The sequence below is a fragment of the Nonomuraea sp. NPDC050643 genome, from assembly GCF_040654715.1.
GTDB lineage: Bacteria > Actinomycetota > Actinomycetes > Streptosporangiales > Streptosporangiaceae > Nonomuraea.
In genome coordinates this window covers 50,550-69,354 of sequence record NZ_JBFAIM010000009.1, presented here as the reverse complement: position 1 = coordinate 69,354, position 18,805 = coordinate 50,550, and the positions used below count along the sequence as shown (strand labels likewise).

Here is an 18,805-nt window from a genome sequence, read left to right as displayed (position 1 = left end):
AGGATCCACTCGGCTGCTCAAAAGGTATATGTCTTCGGTCGCGCGCGCCTGCCCGATTTTTACCATACGATCGTAGTGTAAAAGGAGGTGCGTGGGATGCCACGTGCGAGGATCGGCCGGTTCACCACACCGGAGGCTCAGGCGCGATACGACAAGGTGTACGAGGCGGGGATCGCGGCCCTGCCCTTGTCCGGGCAGGGGCGCGACATCGCCACCGGGTTCGGGCGGGTCCGCGTGCACCGGTTCGGCGGGGACGACCGGCCGCCGATCGTCCTGCTGCACGGCCGGGCCGCCACGGGCATCACGTGGCTGCCCAACCTCGCGGCCCTGGCCGAGCACCGCCTCGTCTACACCGTCGACCTGCTGGGGGAGGGCGGCCGCAGCGTACAGACCGCACCCATCCGCGACGCCGGCGACCAGGCCGCCTGGCTGGACACCCTGCTGGAACGGCTCGGCATCGACGCCGCCCACCTCGTGGGCCACTCGATCGGCGGCTGGCTGGCCTGCAACCAGGCGGTGCGCGCACCCGGGCGGGTGGCGTCGATCAGCCTGCTCGACCCGGCCGTCACCCTGACCCGGGTCCCGCTCGCCGTGGTCCTGCGCACGATCCCGGTCGCCCTGCCGATGACCGCGGAGTGGGCGCTGCCCGGGTTCATGCGCTGGACGAACAGCGGTGAGCCGTACGACGAGCACGACCCGGTGGCCCGGCTGATCCACGCGAACCTGCACGCCTACCGCTCCGCGCTCCCGCCGCCGGCCCGCTTCACGGACGAGGAACTGCGCTCGATCGCGGTCCCCGCCCTGGTGGTCATCGCCGGGCGGAGCGTGATCCACGACCCGCGCAAGGCGTACGAACGCGCCCACGCGCTCATCCCCGGCGTCCAGGCCGAGCTCTGGCCGCACGCCACCCACTCGATCGCCGGTCAGTGCGCCGCCGAGGTGAACGCCAGGGTCCTGCGCTTCCTCGGCGAGCAGGACCGGTGACCCCGCATCACCCAGTCGACCCACGATCACAGAAAGCGGCCCCATGGAACTGGCGCTGGAATTATCCGGGTTGTCGATGGCCTTCGCCGGCCGGACCGTGGTCCACGGCATCGGACTGCGCGTGCCGAGCGGCACGTTCTTCGGCCTGGTGGGGCCGAACGGCGCGGGCAAGACCACGTCGCTCTCCATGGCGACGGGCCTGTTACGGCCGGACGCGGGCACCGTACACGTCTTCGGCGTGGACCTGTGGCGCGATCCCGCACGCGCCAAGGCGCTGCTCGGGGTGCTGCCCGACGACCTGGCGCTGCCGGAACGCCTGACCGGCCGCGAGGTGCTGACCTACCTCGGGCTCCTGTACGGCCTGGACGAGCGGGTCGTGACCGGGCGAGCCCAGGAGCTGCTGGACCTGCTGGGCCTGCTGGAGGCCGAACGCACCCCCGTGGCCGGCTACTCGGCGGGCATGCGCAAGAAGATCGGGCTGGCCACGGCGCTGCTGCACGGGCCGCGGCTGCTCGTGCTCGACGAGCCCTTCGAGGCCGTCGATCCCGTCTCCGCCGCGACGATCAGGACGATCCTGCGGCGCTTCGTCGATTCCGGCGGCTCGGTCGTGGTGTCCAGCCACCAGATGGCGCTGGTCGAGCGGCTGTGCGACCACGTGGCGGTCATCGTGGACGGGAGAGTCGCCGCCGCGGGCCCCCTGGAGCAGGTACGCGGCGCGGGAAGCCTCGAGGACGTCTTCGTCCGCCTGGCCGGCGCCGGCACCGTGGCGACGGGAGGGCTGTCGTGGCTGTCGTCCTGATACGCATGCGGCTGGCCCTGCTGGGCCACGCCACGAACGCCCTGCTGATCACCGGCGTGGCGACCGGCTTCCTGCTCGCCCTGGCGACCCTGGTCTACGGAACGTCCCCGGGCCTCCTCACCGTGGCGTTCGCCGCCTGGGCGGCCGGCTGGCTGGTCGGCCCGCTGTTCACCGGGGGCGGCGACGGCGGGCTGCGCCCCGAGTACTTCACCCGGCTGCCCCTGACCGCGCGCACGCTCGCCACCGGGCTGCTGGCCGCCGCGTTCGCGGGCCCGGGGGCGGTGATCACCGCCGTGGCCTTCGCCTCCTTGGCCGTCTTCGGCGCCCGTCTCGGCGTGCTCGCCGGCCTGGTCGCGCTGCCCGCCGCGGTCGCGCAGGTCGTGCTGGTGGTGGTCGCGTCGCGGGTGGTGGTGGGCCTGCTCGGCGAGGTGATGCGCACCAGGCTGGGCGCCGCCCTCGTGGCGCTGCCGTGGGCCGCGGCCATCGCCACGGCCTCCAACATCGGCATCGTCATGATCGCGCTCGCCCGCTATGACCTGGACGTGACCTCCTGGCTGCTGTTCCTGCCGTCGAGCTGGGGGCTGGTCGCGGTGCAGGCCGCGGCCGAGGGGGACTGGCCGCTGTGCGTCACCGCCCTGACCGGTCTCGTCGTGGCGATCATCGCGCTGCTCGCCGCCTGGGCGCGGCTGCTCGACCGGCGCCTCAGCGGTGTTCTCGCGCGCCGGACCCGGCACCCGGCCGGTGACGGTCTCGTGGCGCGGCACCTGCCGGCGACCCCGCTCGGCTCGGTCGTCGCCAAGGAGCTGCGTGACTGGTCGCGGGACACGATGCGCTCCTACAATTGGTATTTCGCGATCGCGTTCGGCCTGTTCATGTGCCTGATGCCGCTGGCCGTCGATCTCACCTGGTATCTGCCGTGGACCGGCGCCGTGGTGACCTGGATGGCGGCGGCCGGCGGCGCGACGCTCTTCAGCAGTGACGGCACCGCCCTGTGGCTGACCCTGATGCACCCGGGCGCCGAGCGGACGGACGTGCGCGGGCGCCAGCTCGCCTGGCTGCTGAAGGTGGCCCCGCTGACCATCGTGTGCACCGTCGCGGGGACCGGCCTGTCCGGGCTCGCCTGGGCCTGGCCGGGAGCGCTGGCCCTGCAGGCCGTCGCGCTCGGAGCCGGCGCCGGGCTCGTGGTCCTGCTGTCGGTCATGGCGCCGGTCCGGATGCCGGACGCGCACCGCCGTACCGGGAACGCCGCCGCCGACGGCGCGAACATCGTCGGGCTGGTCTGGGCCATGATCGGCCTCATCGCCGCGTGCGCGCTGCCGTCGGCGGCCGTGGTCGTCGCCGGGTACGCCCTGGACGTGATCGCGTTGCAGTGGGCCGGGGTGGCGCTCGCGGTCGCGACCGGTGTCCTCTACGCGTGGCTGTTCGGCCGGATCGCCCACCGCCGGCTCCGGACGGCGGGCCCGGAGCTGCTGTTCCGGCTGCGTACCGGCCGGTCCGCCGCGCGCCCGCGATCCACGGCCGCCGCCGTGGCCCCGCCGCCCGGCCAGGCCCGGCGCAGACTCGTGATCGGCCTCTGCCTCGGACTCGGCTGGACACCGCTGCTGTCCGCGGCGCTGACCCTCGTCAAACTGGTGACGCGCGCGCCCAGCACCACCTTCTGGACCTTCCCGCTCTCCTTCCCGCCCGCCCTCCACCTGCCCGCCGTCCTCGTCCTCCTCGCCTGCGCGCTGGCGCTGTACACGATCGCGATCCGCACACTGATCACCCTGATCCGCGCACGGCCGCGCTAGGGCAGCCTTTGCACTACGCTCGTATGGCAAAGCGAGGGGTGCGTACGGATGCCGAAAATGGTCGACCACGAGGAGCGGCGCAGGCAGATCAGCCAGGCGCTGTGGCGGATCGCCGCCGAACGCGGGCTCGAGGCCGTCAGCATGCGGGAGGTCGCGGCGGCGGCCGGCATGTCGACCGGTCTGGTCCAGCACTACTTCGCGACCAAGGACGACATGCTCCTCTACGCCACCGGCTGGCTGCGCGAACAGCTCGGAGAGCGGATCCGGCGGGCCGTGGCGGCGGTGCCGCAGCCCTCGACAACCGCCGCGCTGCTGCGTGCCGTGCTGACGGCGCTGCTGCCGCTCGACCCGGACGGCCGGGCGGAGACGCTGGCCGGCATCGCCGTGTTCATCAGGGCGCTCAACGACCCGGCCATGGCCGACCGCTACAGCGAGGGCCGCGCCCAGCTCACCGCGGCGGTGGCCGACCTGCTCGCGAAGGCGGACCCCGCGGACGGCGGACGGCGTGCCGAGCACGGCGACGCCCAGCGGGCCGAGGGCGTCGAGCTGGCCGCGGAGACCCTGCTGGCCCTCGTGGAGGGCCTGGCTTCCGCGCTGCTGCTCGGCCGCCTCACCACCGAGCGCGCCCTTCGCATCCTGGACCACCAGCTCGCGCGGACCGGCGCCGTACAGGGTTGACCGGGGAGGCTAGCGCGCCCACATCGGGCCGAGGTGCGCGCCGCCGGTGGCGTCGAGCACGTTGCCGGTGATCCAGCGCGCGTCGTCCGAGGTGAGGAAGGCGACGACGTCGGCGATGTCGGCCGGCCGGCCGATCCTGCCGAGCGCGGTCAGGCCGGTCAGGACCGTGCGGATCTCGGGGCTGCGCAGGGCGTCGGTCAGCTCGGTGTCGGTGGCGCCGGGGCTGACCGTGTTCACCGTGATGCCGCGCCCGCCCAGCGCGTTCGCCAGCGTCCGGCTCATGACCTCCAGAGCGCCCTTGGACATCGCGTAGGCGATCTGGTACGGCAGGGCCACCCGCGTGGCGAGCGAGGAGATGTTGACGATGCGCCCGCCGTCGGACATCAGCGGCAGCGTCTCCTGGACGAGGAACAGCGGCGCCTTCACGTTGATCGCGAAGACCTCGTCGAACTGGCCGGCGGTCAGCCGATCGACCGACCCGGCCCGCACCGTGTCCTGGTTCCCGCAGGCCGCGTTGTTGACCAGGATGTCCAGCGGCCGCTCGCGCAGACCCGCGGTCAGGCCGGTGAGCAGCGTCCGCACGTCGCCGTCCGTGCCGAACTCCGCCTGGACCGGGAAGGCCTCACCACCGGCCCGCCCGATCGCGGCCACCGTCTCGCCGGCCGCGCCGGCGTCGCGGCTGTAGTGCACCGCGACCACCGCGCCGTCCCCGGCCAGCCGCTGGGCGATGGCCCGGCCCATGCCCCGTGAGGCGCCGGTCACCAGCGCGGTCTTGCCCTTGAGGTCCGCCATGTCGGTCTCCCTGTCAGTGAAAGGTGATGACCACGAGGCTGCCGGGGACCGCTCACCATCCGCTCACGACCCGTACACCGGCTCCTCACCGCCGGGCGAGGTCACCGCGGCCAGCGCGGCGGAGGCGGTGGCGGCGCTCTGGCGGTCTCCGTACGCGTGCGCGATGGCGAGGGCCTGCCGGTAGCGGAGGCGGGCCTGACCGGCGTCGCGCTCGGCCTCCGCGACCCGGCCGAGGCCGATGAGGATCCGCAGACGCGTCAGCGCGGCGCCCATCGAGGCCCGGCCGCAGCCCCGCAGCGCCCGCTCGTACAGGTCGCGGGCGGCCGGCAGATCGCCGCGCAGCCGCGCGACGTCCGCGAGCCCGCGCTGGGCGCCGGCCTGGGTCTCGGGCGTTCCGGTACGGCGGGCGAAGGCGATGGCGCGCTCGTACTCCGCGCGCGCGTCGGGCAGCCGGCCCGCGTCGGCCAGCCTGTCGGCGTTCCTGACGAGCAGCCTGGTCAGGTCCTCCACCGCGCCCAGCCGTCCGGCCAGGTCGATGGCCTGCGCCAGCAGCGCGGCGGACCCCGTCTCGTCCGCGAGCCCGGCGAGCCGCTCCAGAGCGGTGAGGACGCCCCAGCGGTCCCCTGCCGCGCGGAACCCCTCCAGCGCGGCGCGGAACGCCTCCCCGGCGGCGTCCCGCTCACCGCCGAGCAGGCACGTGACCCCTGACTCCAGGCGGCCGAACGCCGCGGACCACGGATCCGCGGGGACCGGCCCGGCGGCGGGGGAGGGGCCGATCACCATGAACCGCAGGACGCGCAGGAACGGGTACCGCAGCCGCCCGTCGCCGCCGAGACGCTCCAGACGCTCGCGCAGCCGCCGGTCGTGCCCGTTGTCGGCGGCGGCGGCGTGCGCCAGGCACAGGGTGTACTCCTCTTCGAGACCGGCGGGCGGCTCGTCGCCGATCGTCGTGAGCAGGCCGGCGGCCACCGCGGCTCGCTCGCCGGGCAGGCCCCGCAACTGCCCCTGCCACGACAGGGCGGCGAGCAGGCGGAGCCCGAGCACGGGGTCGGCCCCGGCCGCCCAGCGGAGCGCCGCGTGGAGGTTGCCGCGTTCGGCGTCGAGGCGCGCCAGCCACTCCAACTGGCCGGGGCCGCGCAGGTGCGGCTCGGCGGCCTGGGCCAGGTCGAGGAAGCAGGCCGTGTGGGCCGCTCTCACCCGTTCCCGCTCGTCGCCGGCCAGTCGCTCGGCGCAGAACTCCTGAACGGTCTCCAGCATGCGGTACCGGCCCCCGCCGGCCTCCACCAGGGACTTGTCGACGAGGTCGGCGAGCAGTTCGACGACCTCCTCCTCGGACGGGCCGCAGACCCGGACGGCCGCGTGGAGCGGCGCGCCGCCGCTGAAGACCGTCAGCCGCGCGGCCAGCGTCTGCTCGGGGCGGCTCAGCAGGTCCCAGCTCCACCCGACGACCGCGCGGAGTGTCCGGTGCCGGGGCGCCGCCGAGCGATCGCCACGCGACAGGAGCCGGAACCGGTCGTCCAGCCGGGCCTCGATCTCCTCGAGCGTCAGCGACCGCATCCGCGCCGCCGCGAGCTCGATCGCCAGCGGCAGCCCGTCGAGCGCCCGGCACACCCGCAGCACCGCGCCGGCGTTCGCCTCATCGACCGAGAAACCGGGCCGCACGGCGGCGGCGCGATCGGCGAACAACCGCACCGCCGCCCGACCCCGCGCTTCCCGCCCGCCACCGGCGCCACCGTGAGCGTCGTCGCCGCCGTCCAGGGGCAGGGGCGGGACCGGGTGCAGCGTCTCTCCGGTGACGCCCAGCCGCTCCCTGCTGGTGACCAGGATCCGCAGGTCCCGGCAGGCCGCCAGCAGCCGGCGGGCGAGCGTGGCGACCTCGGCGACGACGTGCTCGCAGTTGTCCAGGACGAGCAGCACCCGCCGCTCGGCCAGCCCCGCGATCAGCCGCTCCACGGGGTCGAGCGGACCGGACAGCGACGGCACCAGCCCGGCCTCGCGCAGGCCCAGCGCGTTGATCAGGACCTGCGGGGCGGCCGCGCCGTCGGTGAGCGGGGCCAGGTCGACGAAACGGACCTCGCCCTGCTCCAGCCCGGCGGCCTCGGCCGCCAGCCGGGTCTTGCCGACCCCGCCCGGCCCGGTGAGCGTGACCAGGCGCCGCTCGCCGAGCAGCGTACGGACGCGTTCGAGGTCGCCGTCGCGGCCCACGAAGCTGGTGAACTGGGCCGGAACGCCGCCTCCCGCCGCCTCGGCGGGCGCGGGCCCGGCGCGCAGCATCGCCAGGTGGACACCGCCGAGCTCGGGGGAGGGGTCGGCCCCGAGCTCGTCCGCCAGTGTCCGCCGCGCCTCCTCGAACACCTGGAGCGCCTCGGCCTTCCGGCCGCTCCCGTACAGGGCCCGCATGAGCTGTCCGCGCAGGCGTTCCCGCAGCGGATGCGCCGCCACGATCTCCGGCAGCTCCGCCGCCAGGTCGCGGTGCCCACCGTCCGCCAGCCGCGCCTCGACCAGGTCCTCCAGCACGGCGATGCGCGACTCCTCCAGCCTGGCCGCCTGCTCCCCGGCGAAGGGCGCGTCGATCACGTCGGCCAGCGCCGGCCCCCGCCACAGCCCCAGGGCCTCGCCCAGGAGCCGGGCCGCGCCGGCGTGATCTCCGGCGGCGAGCACCTGCCGCCCTTCACCGGCGAGCCGCTCGAACCGGTGGGCGTCGACGTCGCCGGGATCGACGAGCAGCCGGTATCCGGCGGGACCGAACTCGAGCAGATCCGCGGTCTCGCCCGCGTCCTCGAGCCGCCGGCGCAGCCGGGACACCTGGGACTGCAGGGCGTGTGCCGCGCCGCTCGGTGCCTGCGGGCCGTACAGGCCCTCGACGAGCCGCCGTACGCCCACCGTCCGGCCCGCGTTCAGCAGCAACATCGCCAGCAGCGCGCGCAACCGCGGTCCGCCGGCGGAGACCGTCTCGCCGTCGGCGGACCACACGCCCAAGGCCCCGAGGACACCGAATCGCATGGCAGGTCAGGAACCGCACCCGTAGGGGAGCCGCCGCCCTGCTCTGGCCCGTGTGCGCTCTGCGATCACCATTCCCCCATCAACCGATCTAACCCTATGCAATACGTACGCATCAGCGTCCCGGGGCCCTCGGACAGGGAGAAGGGCTCACGGACAGGAGGGCGCGCATGCCCCGTCGCCACATTCATCTCGTCGGAAGCTATCCGGCCGCCGACGCCCGCCAGGCCATGACGATCATGGCGGACGTGGCGGGCCCCTACCTCAGGACGCTGGCCGACGGTGAGGTCGGCGCCCGCCGCAACTGGATCGCCCACATCATCGACGACCTCCGCGACCATCCGGACGTCGAGTTGCGCACCGACGGCGACTGGTCCGGCTACGACGACCACCCGATCTACAAGGTCAGGCGCGGGCACCGGTTCAGGTCCGGTCTCCTGCGCCTCGGCCACGCGAAGGAGGCAGGTGCGAGTTACGCGGTGTTCAAGGAGGTACGTGCGGAGCACCGGCTCGACGGTGTGACGTTCCAGGTCGGGGTGCCGGGCGACCTGGACCTCGCGCTGTTCTCCTTCGGGCCGGCCAGGGCGTTCGTGCGCCGAGGGCCCTTCAGGGACGCCCTCGTCCGGGAGATGCGCGAGATCGCCGCCTGGGGCGGCCGGGACGTGCTGTTCCAGATCGAGGTGCCCGCCGAGACGGTCATGGTGGCCACCGCCCCCGGGCCGCTGCGGGCCCTGGTCGCCCGATCACTGGTCCCCGGCCTGATCAAGCTGGTCACCGCCGTGCCACCGGGCAGCCGCTTCGGCGCCCACCTGTGCGTCGGCGACCTCAACAACCGGGCGCTGAAACGACCGGACTCGGTCGCGCCCGTGGTGTCCCTGGTCAAGGCGCTGCTCCGGGCCTGGCCGCACGACCGTCCCCTGGAGTACGTCCACGTCCCGCTGGCGGCGGGTGACCAGCCGCCACCCCTCAGGACGGGTTTCTATCAGGCCCTGGAACCCCTCGCCGGCCTCCCCTCGGGCATCCGGTTCGTCGCGGGCCTGGCCCACGAGGCCCAGGACGCGGACGACCAGCGCAGGATCCTGCGGATCGTGGAGAAGATCCTGTCCCGCACGGTGGACGTCGCCTCCGCCTGCGGGCTCGGCCGGCGGTCGGAGGAGGACGCCAGGCGCGCCCTGGAGAGGGCGGTCGCCCTGGCGGACTCGTGACCCCGGCGTCGCGGGCGGCCGGCCATGCCCCTTGCCGCTCCACCCTTCCTCACGCCCTGTCGGGCGCCCGGTGGGCGAAGGCGGAGATGTCGTCGCCGGTCTCGCCGTCGGTGGCGAGCTCGGCGAGGATCCGGCCGATCGCCGGGGTGAACTTGAAGGCGTGACCGGCGCCCAGGGCGACGATGATGTCCGGGTGGTGCTCCAGCGGGCCGATGACGAACCGGCGGTCGGGCGTGATCGCGTACTGGCAGGTCACGGTGCGGACGGGCGGCCCGCTGCCGGGGATGACGTCGCCCATGAACGACGAGAGCTGGTCGAGCAGCTCCGGTGAGGGCACGAAGGTGCGCTCCTGCGGCGTCATCAGGTTGTCCGACTGGTCTCGGGCGGCCTTGATCGTCGGCTCGCCGTAGGTCGGGAACCCGTAGAAGCAGAACGTGTCCTCCCAGATCCACACGGGGAAGCGGTCGCGGTCGAAGGCGTCGGGATCCGCCGGCTTGAAGTAGGTGACCTGCTCCTGCATCGTGACCAGCGGGACGGCGGCGCCGAGCGGTTCGAGCAGCGTGTTCGTCCAGGCGTCGGCGGCGAGGATCACCTTCCCGGCCCGGACGTCCCCGTTCGCGGTGTGGACGATCACGCCGGACCCGTCAGGGGTCAGCCGTTCCACCCGGGTGCGGTCCCGGATCACGGCGCCGTGCGCCCGGGCCTGCATCTGCAGGGCGGCGACCGAGCGGGACGCGTGGACGATCCCGGAGTCCGGGGTGTAGATCGTCCGCACGTTCCCGGGGATGGAGAACCGCGGCCAGCGCGCGTTCACCTCCGCCGCGCCGAGCAGCTCGTACGGGATGCCGACCGCGTCCAGGCTGGAGGCGAAGTCGCCGGCGGAGTAGGGCCCGTCGGCCGGGCAGAACACCAGGCCACCGGTGACGGTCACGAACCGCTCGCCGGCGACGGCCTCGAAGTCGGCCCAGTCCCGGTAGGCCGACCGGGCGAGGCGCACGTACTCCGGCGCCCCGTAGGAGGTCCTGATGATGCGCGAGGTGTCGTGCGAGGCCCCGCGCACGTGCCCGAGCTCGAACTGCTCGAACGCGACGACGCCGGCGGACTTCCGGGCCAGGTGGTAGGCGGCGGCACTGCCGAGGGCGCCCATGCCGACGACGGCTACCTCGAATGTCTCCATGGGGTCGTCCCCTTTCTCGTTGGTGCCTGCGCTGATGAGACCGGTCCGCCCGGGCGGCTAGAGCGCGCCACCCGCCGCGGGCGCGACCGTACGGAGGAACTCGCGCGTGCGCGCCTCGACGGGATCGACGAGCACCTGCTCAGGCGGCCCCTGCTCGAGGATGACCCCCTTCTCGAGGAACACGACGAGATCGGCGACCTCGCGCGCGAAGCCCATCTCGTGTGTCGCGAGCATCATCGTCATCCCGTCGTGCGCGAGCTCGCGCACGATCGTGAGCACCTCCGCGACCAGTTCGGGGTCGAGCGCCGAGGTGATCTCGTCGAGCAGCACGACCTCGGGGTCCATGGCGAGCGAGCGGACGATCGCGACGCGCTGCTGCTGCCCGCCGGAGAGCTGGTCGGGGTAGTAGTCGGCGCGGGAGGAGAGCCCGACGCGCTCCAGCAGCTCGTCGGCGCGGGCCTCGGCCGCCGCCTTCGGCAGGCGGATGACCTTGCGCTGGGCGAGCGTGATGTTCTCGCGCACGGTCATGTGCGGGAACAGGTTGTACGACTGGAACACCATCCCGACGCGGCGGCGCAGCCCGTTGAGGTCGACCCCGGGGCCGGAGACGACGTCGCCGTCGAGCCGGATCTGCCCGCCGGTGATGGGTTCGAGCGCGTTCGCGCAGCGCAGGAGCGTCGACTTGCCGGACCCGGAGGCGCCGATGAGCGTGACGACCTGGTGCCGCTCGATCGACAGGTCGATGCCCGCGAGCACCTCGTGGTCGCCGTAGTGCTTGCGCACCGCGTGGAACTCCAGGAACGTCATCGGGTCCTCCTCGTGCGACGCCGGGTCGCGTCGCGGGCCAGCAGCCAGTCGACGAGGCGGGCCTGCGGGATCGTGATCAGCACGAACAGGACGGCGACGACGGCGACGGACGACAGGTTGAAGTTGGACGAGGCGAAGAACTTCGCCTGGCTGAAGGCGTCGACCGCGCCGATGATGTTGACGAGCGCGGTGTCCTTCTGCAGCGCGATGAAGGCGCTCAGCAGCGGCGGGATGACGGTGCGCACCGCCTGGGGCAGCACGACGTGGCGCAGCGTCCGGCCGTAGGACAGGCCGAGGGAGCGGGCGGCGCCGGTCTGCGAGGGGTGCACCGACTCGATGCCCGCGCGGTAGATCTCGGCGACGTACGCGCTGTACGTGAGCGTGAGGGCGATGATCGCGTACCAGGCCGGTGGGAGCCCGCTGAACAGCGGGAAGCCCGCGAGCGGCAGGCCGAAGCCGATCAGGTAGAGCACGATGATCGACGGGATCGCCCGCATCACGTCGATGTAGGCGATCGCGAGCGCGCGCAGCGGTCTCGCCCCGTCTCCGGGGATCATCCGCACGACCGCGAGCACCAGCCCGAAGACGAGCACGAAGGCCATGGCGCCGAGCGCGATGACGATGTTGAGCCCGAACGCGCTCGTGACGTCGAGGGCGCTGCGGAGCATGTAGTCCAGGTTGAAGAAGGTGTCGATGATGCTCGCGTCGTTCGCGGTGAGCAGCACCACGAGGGCGAGCAGCAGCACGAGCGCGAGGGACGTGCTGAACGCGCCGAAGCTGTGGACGCGCGACTTCGCGGCGAGTTCGCGCGCGGCCAGGCGGTCCCCGTCGCCGCCGCCGGCGTCCCGCCTCCGCGCGGACAGCCCCAGCCGCAGACCGCGGGCCGCGTACCAGGCGATTCCCGCGCCGAGCGCGGCGCCGGTGAGGCCGATGGCGAGTCCGGGAACGGAGAGCGCGCCGGCCGCGGAGTAGGCGAGCGCGCCGCCGAGGACCCCGGCCCAGACGATCAGCACGATCGCGGTGGCGAGGGCCGCCCACGCGAGCGCGACGGCACGCGGCGGCGGGCTCAGGCGGGAGGCGCCCGCGCTCACGGGCGCCTCCGCCGGGCCGGCGGAGGAGGTCACTTGACCGTCCAGAACGGGATGCCGCCCGGGTCGACCCCGAACAGCGGCTCCAGGTACTCCTTCGACAGGCGGTCGAAGGTCCCGTCGCTCTTCATGTCCGTCACGGCCTTGTCGACCTGCGCGACGTTGGGCGAGTCGAGCGGCATGATCATGCCCCAGGGCGTGGCCACCTCGTACTGGGCGACGACCTGGGTCTTGTCCTTGTAGGCGTTGCTCTGCGTGAGCGCCGTCTCGGTGTCGGTGATGACCGCGTCGATCTGGTTCGCGGCGAGGGCCGCGAACATCTCGGGGCCGTCGCTGAACAGGGACGGCGACGTCGCCGGCTTGAGGTTGTCCATCACCCATGCGGCACCGGTGCTGGCCTGGATCAGGCCGATGCGCGCGTCGCGGATGTTCGACTCGTTGAACGCCGAGCCGGGGGCGAGCGTGACCGCGAGGTTCGAGGAGTAGTAGGGGGCCGAGAACTTGAAGACCTTCTTGCGCGGCTCGGTGATCCCCGTCACGGTGGCGCCGAGGTCGTAGTCCTTGAAGGAGCCGGAGATGTACTGATCCCACGAGAGGTTGCGCACGACCATCCTCCCGAGGCCGGCGCGGTGCGCGATCTCCGCGACCATGCAGAACTCGAAGCCGCTCTTGAGGTTCTCCGGGCTCGTCCCGTTCCACCACCCGGGGTTGGGCAGGGCGGTCACCACCGTGAGCCGGCCGTCGACGGTGGGGTCGATCGTGATGCTGCCGGGCTTGCCCGTCAGCTTGCAGTCGCCGAAGCCCGTCGGGCCGCCGGCGTCGGGAGCCGCGTCGGTCGCCGTGCAGGCGGCGAGGGTGAGGGCGAGCACGGCGGCGAGTGCGACGGGGGTGATGCGTCTCTGCACGTGGGGTTCCTGTCTCTCGGGACGGCCGTGAGGAGTACGGCTCCCGGGGAGCGGCGTGGCCGGATCTGATCCGTGTCACCGCGTCCGGGCCGGGTGACCGGCCGCAGAGCCAGTCTCCGGGAGCCGCCGCGCGCTCCCTATGGGCGAATCGCCCACGTTTGCACCGTCGAGGTGTGGTGAAGCACCCACGGCGTCCGTGACCGGACGATCACCGGAGGTGGTGGGCCGCCGGGTCCGAAACCAGATGGGGGTCCCGTCCGTCCGGCGCGGCGACTCTCGCCTGGTGCCGGCGTGTCAAGGGGAGTTCTGCTCACCCGGCAACGGCCGAACCCTAATGCGCCGCTCGAAAGTTCAATATGTCGGCACTCATTGACATGACGATGGATGGCCGCCTAACGTCCCGGTCTGTCGAAGGCCACCAGAGGCGACGCGCCGCGGCCACGACACGCCCACGACCGAGTGAAGGAGACGACGATGCCAAGCGGTAAAGAGGGAGAGCTGTCCCCGCCCGACAGCGACTACGAGAGCGAGATCGAGGACAGTATCGAGGAGCTCGGCAAGGACACCGACGACCCCGACATGCAGATGGCCCGCAAGCTGGGCGAGGAGGTGGGCGATGACGTCAGCGTCATCGAGCTCGAGACCTTCGACGACCCCGTGGCGCAGAACATCGACGACGGGGTGGTGATCCTGAACTCGAACGAGGCCGTGCTGAACGACGACGGCGTCATCGCCGACCTGCGCGATAAGCTCTCCGCGCTCTCCCTGAAGTTCGCCGAGCAGGAGACGACGCGCAAGTCCTACAACCTGGCCCGGTTCCTGGCCGTGTTCAGCATCGCCAGCACGATCGGCACCCTGGCGACGCTGATCTACAACGCCCTGCGCAACGCGCAGCTCGACAGGTCCCTGCCGCCGCAGATCCCGGCGGACACCGCCGCCAAGATCCGGGACCTGGTCAAGCAGTGGAGCGACGACACCGACCCGTACTACTGGACCAGCCTGGCCGACTACGTCGAGCTGACCGGCAAGCAGGACAAGCCCCTCACACTGGCCGACCAGTTGCTGTTCATGGACTACACGATCGGGCTGTTCCCGAGCCAGCAGGCGTTCCTGTGGGCCTCGGGCAACGACATCGCCGGTTTCGTGGACCGGCTCGTGGCCGAATACCAGGGCAAGGGGAACAGCACGCCGGCGATGTACCGGCTCGTGGCCACCCTGACCTACCACGGAGACCCGCTGCCGCGCGGCGTCGCGGCCGGGCTGCTGCGGTACGCGCTCACCCGCATCCTCGTCCTGCTGACGACACCCGTGCTGGGCGCCGGCGGAAGCGGCGACGAGGGCGAGCTGTCCCCGCCGCCGAGCGAGGAGGAGCAGGAGGAGGCGAGCGACGAGGACGTCGACGAGTTCCGGGAGGAGAACCGATACGCCCAGCAGAACGCCCACACCGCCGACGACATCAGCAACGTCGTCAATGCGCTGACCCTCGTCAGCACGAACACCCAGGGCGTGGACGCGGCGACCAACTCGGTGGTCGACGTGACCAGCAGCGGCGTCATCAACCCCAGCCCCAGCCCCCGCAACGACCAGCTCCAGGACGCGGCCCAGAAGGCGGCCGACAAGACCGCCGACGCGAGCAAGGAGGCCAAGAACAACAACACGCGCCGCTACCTGGCCTGCATCGTGGGCCTGATCGCCGTCGGGTCCGCCGCCGCCGTGATCATGGAGTACCTGATCCGGCAGCAGCGCGGCCAGGACACGGGCGACCTGCCGCCCATCCCCGACGCCACGAAGCAGCAGCTCAAGAGCCTCGTCATGGCGTGGAACGCCCAGCCGGACACGCAGTACTGGAACTCGCTGGCCGACTACGCCGACGCCCACGCGTCGGAGCTCACCGCCGCCGACCAGATCCTGTTCTGCAACTACACGATCCAGCTCACCCAGGCGAGCGGGTTCTTCCTCTGGGACACCCTGAAGGACAAGACCGACACCGTGGACGTGCTCGTCAAGGCGTACAACGACGGGGGGAGCAAGGTCTCCGTCCTGTACCGGGCCGCGACGAAGCTCACGTACAAGAAGCAGCCGATCCCCAGGGCGGACACCGCCGACCTGCTGCGGCTGGCGCTGGCGTGGATCTTCCGGGTGTCGTTCCAGCCCGACGACCAGCTCCGGGCGCCTGATCTGGAGGGCTCGGCGCATCTGCGGCCGCGTGTCCACGTCCCTGCCGTGACGGAGGGGCACAACAGGGACGTGTACGCCCGCGGGCTGCTCCAGCGGCTCTACCCCGATCTGCCCCCGGGCGCCGCCGCCGCGGTCCGGCATCTCACCCTGCCGGACGGCGAGCCGTACGAGCTGCTCGACTCGGCGGCCGTCATGGCGACGCTGCCCCCCGCGGTCCGGGCCAGGCTGGCCGACCAGTACGGGCTCCTGCTGGCCAGGCTCAACCGGGTCTTCCCGCTCGCCGACGGTGAGAGGGTACGGCGCTCCACCCTGACCGCCCTGGCCAAGCCGGTCGGCGACAGCCCCGCCGGCACCGTCGTCCTGGTCCGCGAGACGAACCTGGCCACCGTCCGGTACCTCCTGCCCCACCTCGTCGTGGACGCCGCCACCGGCCGTCCCCGCATGAGGGCACTGCCGGGCGGGCTCGCCGCCGCCTGCCGGCCGGAGCCGCCGGTGAAGGAGCAGGTCGGCGGCGCCGCCGACGTCGCGCTCCAGGTGGCGGGCAGCCTCGTGTGGGGTCTGCCGGAGCCCTGGGGCCCGGTCGCCGCCGCCGGCATCACGCTCATCGAGGCGCTGTTCGGCGGGGCGGACAAGCCCGACCCGTTCGGCGCCGTGGTGACGCGGCTCGAGGACTTCATCAAGCAGCAGGAGATCAACGCCCAGGCCACCGCCATCAAGGGGTTCGCCGACTGGATGGTCCAGGAGCAGGGCGTGCTGGCCAGTACGCAGGGCGACAACTCCGGGTACATCACCGACGCCCTGCTGCCCGAGCTGCGCAAGATGACGGCGCCGGGGGACGAGAGCGTGTACAACGCCGTCTACTCCCTCGAGAACTACCTCGACGTCCCGGGCGCCTTCGACCTGCTGGTGCTCGGCGTCTCGGTGCACCTGCTCGGCCTGAAGATGATCGTCCAGCTCGACGCCCTGCTCGCCTCCACGGCGCGCAAGGCGGGCGACATGAACACCTACAACTCCAACAACCAGCTCTGGCGCAGCGACTACGCCAACTTCTACGCCGCGGTCATGGGCATCCAGGGCAACCCGGGGTGGGTGCAGCGCATCGGCAAGCACATCGCCGACTTCGAGAGCTCCAGGCTCAGCCAGATCACCGAGCCGTACCGGTACGACAACCGCATCTACATCACCGGCCCCGACGGCGTGTACGTCGACAACGACCTGGGCTGGACCTACCGCGACGCGGCCCAGGGCGACGGCGACATGACGCACTTCGTGGCCGACACGTTCGTCTACAGCGGCTGCTGCAACGGCACCTCGACCAGGGTCGAGCACCAGTCGGACGTCCAGGCCGCCCGCGACCAGCACGTGGCGGGGGTGGTCACGGAACTGGACGACCAGTACGGCGGCCACGTCCAGACGGTCAAGGCCTGGCAGTCGGCCATCGACCAGTGGAACGAGCACCTGCCGCCGCAGCGGCCCACGCAGGGGCCGTCCATCGACCAGACCACGTGGCAGTACGACAGCACGCCGCACGGGGCGTACTGGGTGGACGGCAACCAGGTGGCCTACGCCGTGGCGTTCGTCAACTCCAGCGGCCCGTCGCCGATCGGCGTCTGGTCGGACCCGGTCACCATCAAGGGCCACGCGGGCCCGAAGGTGGTCAACCTGCCTGACGACCCGCTGGGGATGTCGGTCTCACGGCAGATCTGGCGCCGGTTCGACCTGGCGGAGGGCGGCAGCAAGATGAGCCTCATCGGGCTGACGACCACCATGAGCCAGCACTCCTTCCAGGACGACGCGTCGACCTGACCACCCCCGGCGCCCCTCGGGGGACACCGCCGGCGAAGGAGATCGGCACGGAAACGGTCTCGTGATCACCTCGATGATCACGAGACCGTTTCCGTGCCGGGACCCGCGTGCCGATCCGGCTCCACCGCCCGGCAACCGCCTCATCGACCAACGCGACCCGGCCACCACCTGACGCCCTGACCTGGGCCGGTGGTGCTCCGGGAGCCAGGCCTCCAGCCTGGTGGGATTCATCGCAGCGGCGGCGAGGGACGACGGCCCGGCATTCGGTCGGTGCGGTCCAGTACTCTGCCGGACGTGCGGCGAATGATCATCTCCCGGAAGTGGTGGCTCGCGCTCGCGGCGGCCCTGGCGGCGGCGGCGATCGTCGTGATCGTACGGTCACGACGGCGCCCGGCCCCCGTCCCGTCCCCGGCGCGGCAGGCCACGACCGGCCCCGCCGTCGCGGGGACGGCGACGGCCGAGGACGGCACCGTCAGGCCGTGGCCCGCCGTCGCAGAGCCGGAGCCGGCCGAGGGCGCCCCTGTCGCCCCGTGGCCTGCCGTCCCGATCCTCGGCGTCCCCACCGCCCGCGACCTCGCCCGCCACACGGCCGGGCCGTCCGTCCTCGACCGGCCCGCGTTCACCCGCTTCGCGGCGGGCGGCGAGCCGAGGAAGCCGCTCACACCGGCCGCCCGCCGCCACCTGAACCGGTGGGGCGCGGTCGGCCTCGCCCTCGTCCTGCTGGCCGCCGGCACGCAGGCGCTGGAGACCGCGGTCTTCTCCAGCGGGCCCGCCGAACACCCGACCGGCTTACGCGCCCCCTGCGACGAGCCGGTCCCGGGCGTTCCGGTCACCTGCGCGGTGTTCGACGTCGAATCGCAGCAGGGCCCTGCCGCCCTGCCCACCGCGTACGGGCAGACTCAGGGACCTCCCCCGGCCGAGCCGTCACCGTCACCCCTCGATGCGGCCTGCGAGCCCCCGAGCACCGAGCCGCAGGTGCGCGAGCCGAGCGCGAAGACGACCCGGGCGGTCAACCGGCAGTGGCGGCGCATCGAGACCTGGCTGCGGGCCAACGCCCCGGCCAGCCACCGCACGCTCGGCCGGCCCGCCACGCCCGCGGCCGTCGCGGCGGCGGAGGCGCAGATGGGCATGAGGTTCCCCGACGACCTGAAAGCCTCGCTGCTGCGGCACGACGGATCTACCGGGTCCGACGACGCCTGGGCGTTCGGCCCGCTGGGGAACGAGAGCCTGTCCGTCGAGGAGATTCGCCGCACGTGGCGGATGCTGTGCGACATCGACGATGAGGACATCACCGACGGGCATTCCACCGATCCCCGCGCGGAGTGGTGGGACGGTCGCATGATCCCCTTCGGGTCCGACGGAGTGGGTGACCACCTCGTGATCGACTCCGTACGCCGTGACGTCGGCGGCACCGACCACGAGGGCTCGATGAGCTTCACGCCGGGAGGGATCCGGATCCGCTCCTACCATGCCCTGCTGAAGGCCACCGCCGACGCCCTGGAGAACGACGGGACCATCGGCCACTGGAAGCCCACGGCGGCCGGCGGCGCGGTCGTCTGGGACGTCGTCGGCTGAATCTCCGGGCTTGAACCCGCG

General features: G+C 72.6%; 13 protein-coding genes. 7 read left to right on the top strand and 6 right to left on the bottom strand.

Annotation, left to right across the window (positions count from 1 at the left end; all coding sequences use genetic code 11):
- Nucleotides 1-96: 96 nt before the first annotated feature.
- From AB0I15_RS13935 to AB0I15_RS13920, 4 genes are all read left to right on the top strand, one after another.
- Entirely contained in the window at nucleotides 97-984 is an 888-nt protein-coding gene (locus AB0I15_RS13935; RefSeq protein ID WP_358094523.1) for an alpha/beta fold hydrolase, read from the top strand.
- A gap of 76 nt (nucleotides 985-1,060) precedes the next feature.
- The gene (locus AB0I15_RS13930; protein ID WP_358094522.1) at nucleotides 1,061-1,783 is read left to right on the top strand and encodes an ABC transporter ATP-binding protein; all 723 of its coding nucleotides are present in this window, start codon (nucleotides 1,061-1,063) and stop codon (nucleotides 1,781-1,783) included.
- Entirely contained in the window at nucleotides 1,768-3,573 is a 1,806-nt protein-coding gene (locus AB0I15_RS13925; RefSeq protein WP_358094520.1) for a hypothetical protein, read from the top strand. Before AB0I15_RS13930 ends, AB0I15_RS13925 begins: the two co-directional genes overlap by 16 nt.
- Nucleotides 3,574-3,621: 48 nt before the next feature.
- Complete coding sequence (locus tag AB0I15_RS13920; RefSeq protein WP_358094519.1) at nucleotides 3,622-4,251, top strand: TetR/AcrR family transcriptional regulator; 630 nt, start codon at nucleotides 3,622-3,624, stop codon at nucleotides 4,249-4,251.
- Between the two features lie 9 nt (nucleotides 4,252-4,260).
- Here the strand turns inward: AB0I15_RS13920 and AB0I15_RS13915 are convergent, their stop codons facing one another.
- Nucleotides 4,261-5,043 (bottom strand): SDR family oxidoreductase, encoded by a 783-nt coding sequence (locus AB0I15_RS13915; RefSeq protein WP_358094517.1) that lies wholly within the window; start codon nucleotides 5,041-5,043, stop codon nucleotides 4,261-4,263.
- Nucleotides 5,044-5,106: 63 nt separating this feature from the next.
- Entirely contained in the window at nucleotides 5,107-8,016 is a 2,910-nt protein-coding gene (locus tag AB0I15_RS13910) for a BTAD domain-containing putative transcriptional regulator (protein ID WP_358094864.1), read from the bottom strand.
- Between the two features lie 197 nt (nucleotides 8,017-8,213).
- Between AB0I15_RS13910 and AB0I15_RS13905 the strand changes: the two genes are divergently transcribed.
- Nucleotides 8,214-9,248, top strand: coding sequence for a hypothetical protein (locus tag AB0I15_RS13905; RefSeq protein ID WP_358094515.1), 1,035 nt, complete (start codon nucleotides 8,214-8,216; stop codon nucleotides 9,246-9,248).
- 49 nt (nucleotides 9,249-9,297) lie between these two features.
- Here the strand turns inward: AB0I15_RS13905 and solA are convergent, their stop codons facing one another.
- Genes solA through AB0I15_RS13885 form a run of 4 tightly spaced genes read right to left on the bottom strand, consistent with a single transcriptional unit; the run spans nucleotide 9,298 to nucleotide 13,225 of the window.
- The gene (solA, locus tag AB0I15_RS13900; protein ID WP_358094514.1) at nucleotides 9,298-10,425 is read right to left on the bottom strand and encodes an N-methyl-L-tryptophan oxidase; all 1,128 of its coding nucleotides are present in this window, start codon (nucleotides 10,423-10,425) and stop codon (nucleotides 9,298-9,300) included.
- Nucleotides 10,426-10,482: 57 nt separating this feature from the next.
- The gene (locus AB0I15_RS13895; protein WP_358094512.1) at nucleotides 10,483-11,232 is read right to left on the bottom strand and encodes an amino acid ABC transporter ATP-binding protein; all 750 of its coding nucleotides are present in this window, start codon (nucleotides 11,230-11,232) and stop codon (nucleotides 10,483-10,485) included.
- Nucleotides 11,229-12,356 carry an amino acid ABC transporter permease gene (locus tag AB0I15_RS13890; protein ID WP_358094510.1) on the bottom strand — a complete coding sequence of 376 codons (1,128 nt, stop codon included), beginning with the start codon at nucleotides 12,354-12,356 and terminating at the stop codon, nucleotides 11,229-11,231. Before AB0I15_RS13890 ends, AB0I15_RS13895 begins: the two co-directional genes overlap by 4 nt.
- Entirely contained in the window at nucleotides 12,353-13,225 is an 873-nt protein-coding gene (locus tag AB0I15_RS13885) for an ABC transporter substrate-binding protein (protein ID WP_358094508.1), read from the bottom strand. Before AB0I15_RS13885 ends, AB0I15_RS13890 begins: the two co-directional genes overlap by 4 nt.
- A 474-nt stretch (nucleotides 13,226-13,699) precedes the next feature.
- Here AB0I15_RS13885 and AB0I15_RS13880 point away from each other — a divergent pair, with 474 nt between their 5' ends.
- Both AB0I15_RS13880 and AB0I15_RS13875 read left to right on the top strand, forming a co-directional pair.
- Nucleotides 13,700-17,209 carry a hypothetical protein gene (locus AB0I15_RS13880; protein ID WP_358094506.1) on the top strand — a complete coding sequence of 1,170 codons (3,510 nt, stop codon included), beginning with the start codon at nucleotides 13,700-13,702 and terminating at the stop codon, nucleotides 17,207-17,209.
- 303 nt (nucleotides 17,210-17,512) lie between these two features.
- Nucleotides 17,513-18,784: an SMI1/KNR4 family protein gene (locus AB0I15_RS13875; RefSeq protein WP_358094862.1), complete on the top strand. Its 1,272-nt coding sequence runs from the start codon at nucleotides 17,513-17,515 to the stop codon at nucleotides 18,782-18,784.
- The last annotated feature ends 21 nt before the right edge of the window (nucleotides 18,785-18,805 follow it).

What these genes read in the sequence shown, in the direction of transcription:
- AB0I15_RS13935 (WP_358094523.1), top strand. Translation starts at nt 97, where the DNA reads ATGCCACGTGCGAGGATCGGCCGGTTCACCACACCGGAGGCTCAGGCG.
- AB0I15_RS13930 (WP_358094522.1), top strand. Translation starts at nt 1,061, where the DNA reads ATGGCCTTCGCCGGCCGGACCGTGGTCCACGGCATCGGACTGCGCGTG.
- AB0I15_RS13880 (WP_358094506.1), top strand. Translation starts at nt 13,700, where the DNA reads ATGCCAAGCGGTAAAGAGGGAGAGCTGTCCCCGCCCGACAGCGACTAC.
- AB0I15_RS13905 (WP_358094515.1), top strand. Translation starts at nt 8,214, where the DNA reads ATGCCCCGTCGCCACATTCATCTCGTCGGAAGCTATCCGGCCGCCGAC.
- AB0I15_RS13920 (WP_358094519.1), top strand. Translation starts at nt 3,622, where the DNA reads ATGCCGAAAATGGTCGACCACGAGGAGCGGCGCAGGCAGATCAGCCAG.
- AB0I15_RS13875 (WP_358094862.1), top strand. Translation starts at nt 17,513, where the DNA reads ATGATCATCTCCCGGAAGTGGTGGCTCGCGCTCGCGGCGGCCCTGGCG.
- AB0I15_RS13895 (WP_358094512.1), bottom strand. Translation starts at nt 11,232, where the DNA reads ATGACGTTCCTGGAGTTCCACGCGGTGCGCAAGCACTACGGCGACCAC.
- AB0I15_RS13915 (WP_358094517.1), bottom strand. Translation starts at nt 5,043, where the DNA reads ATGGCGGACCTCAAGGGCAAGACCGCGCTGGTGACCGGCGCCTCACGG.
- solA (WP_358094514.1), bottom strand. Translation starts at nt 10,425, where the DNA reads ATGGAGACATTCGAGGTAGCCGTCGTCGGCATGGGCGCCCTCGGCAGT.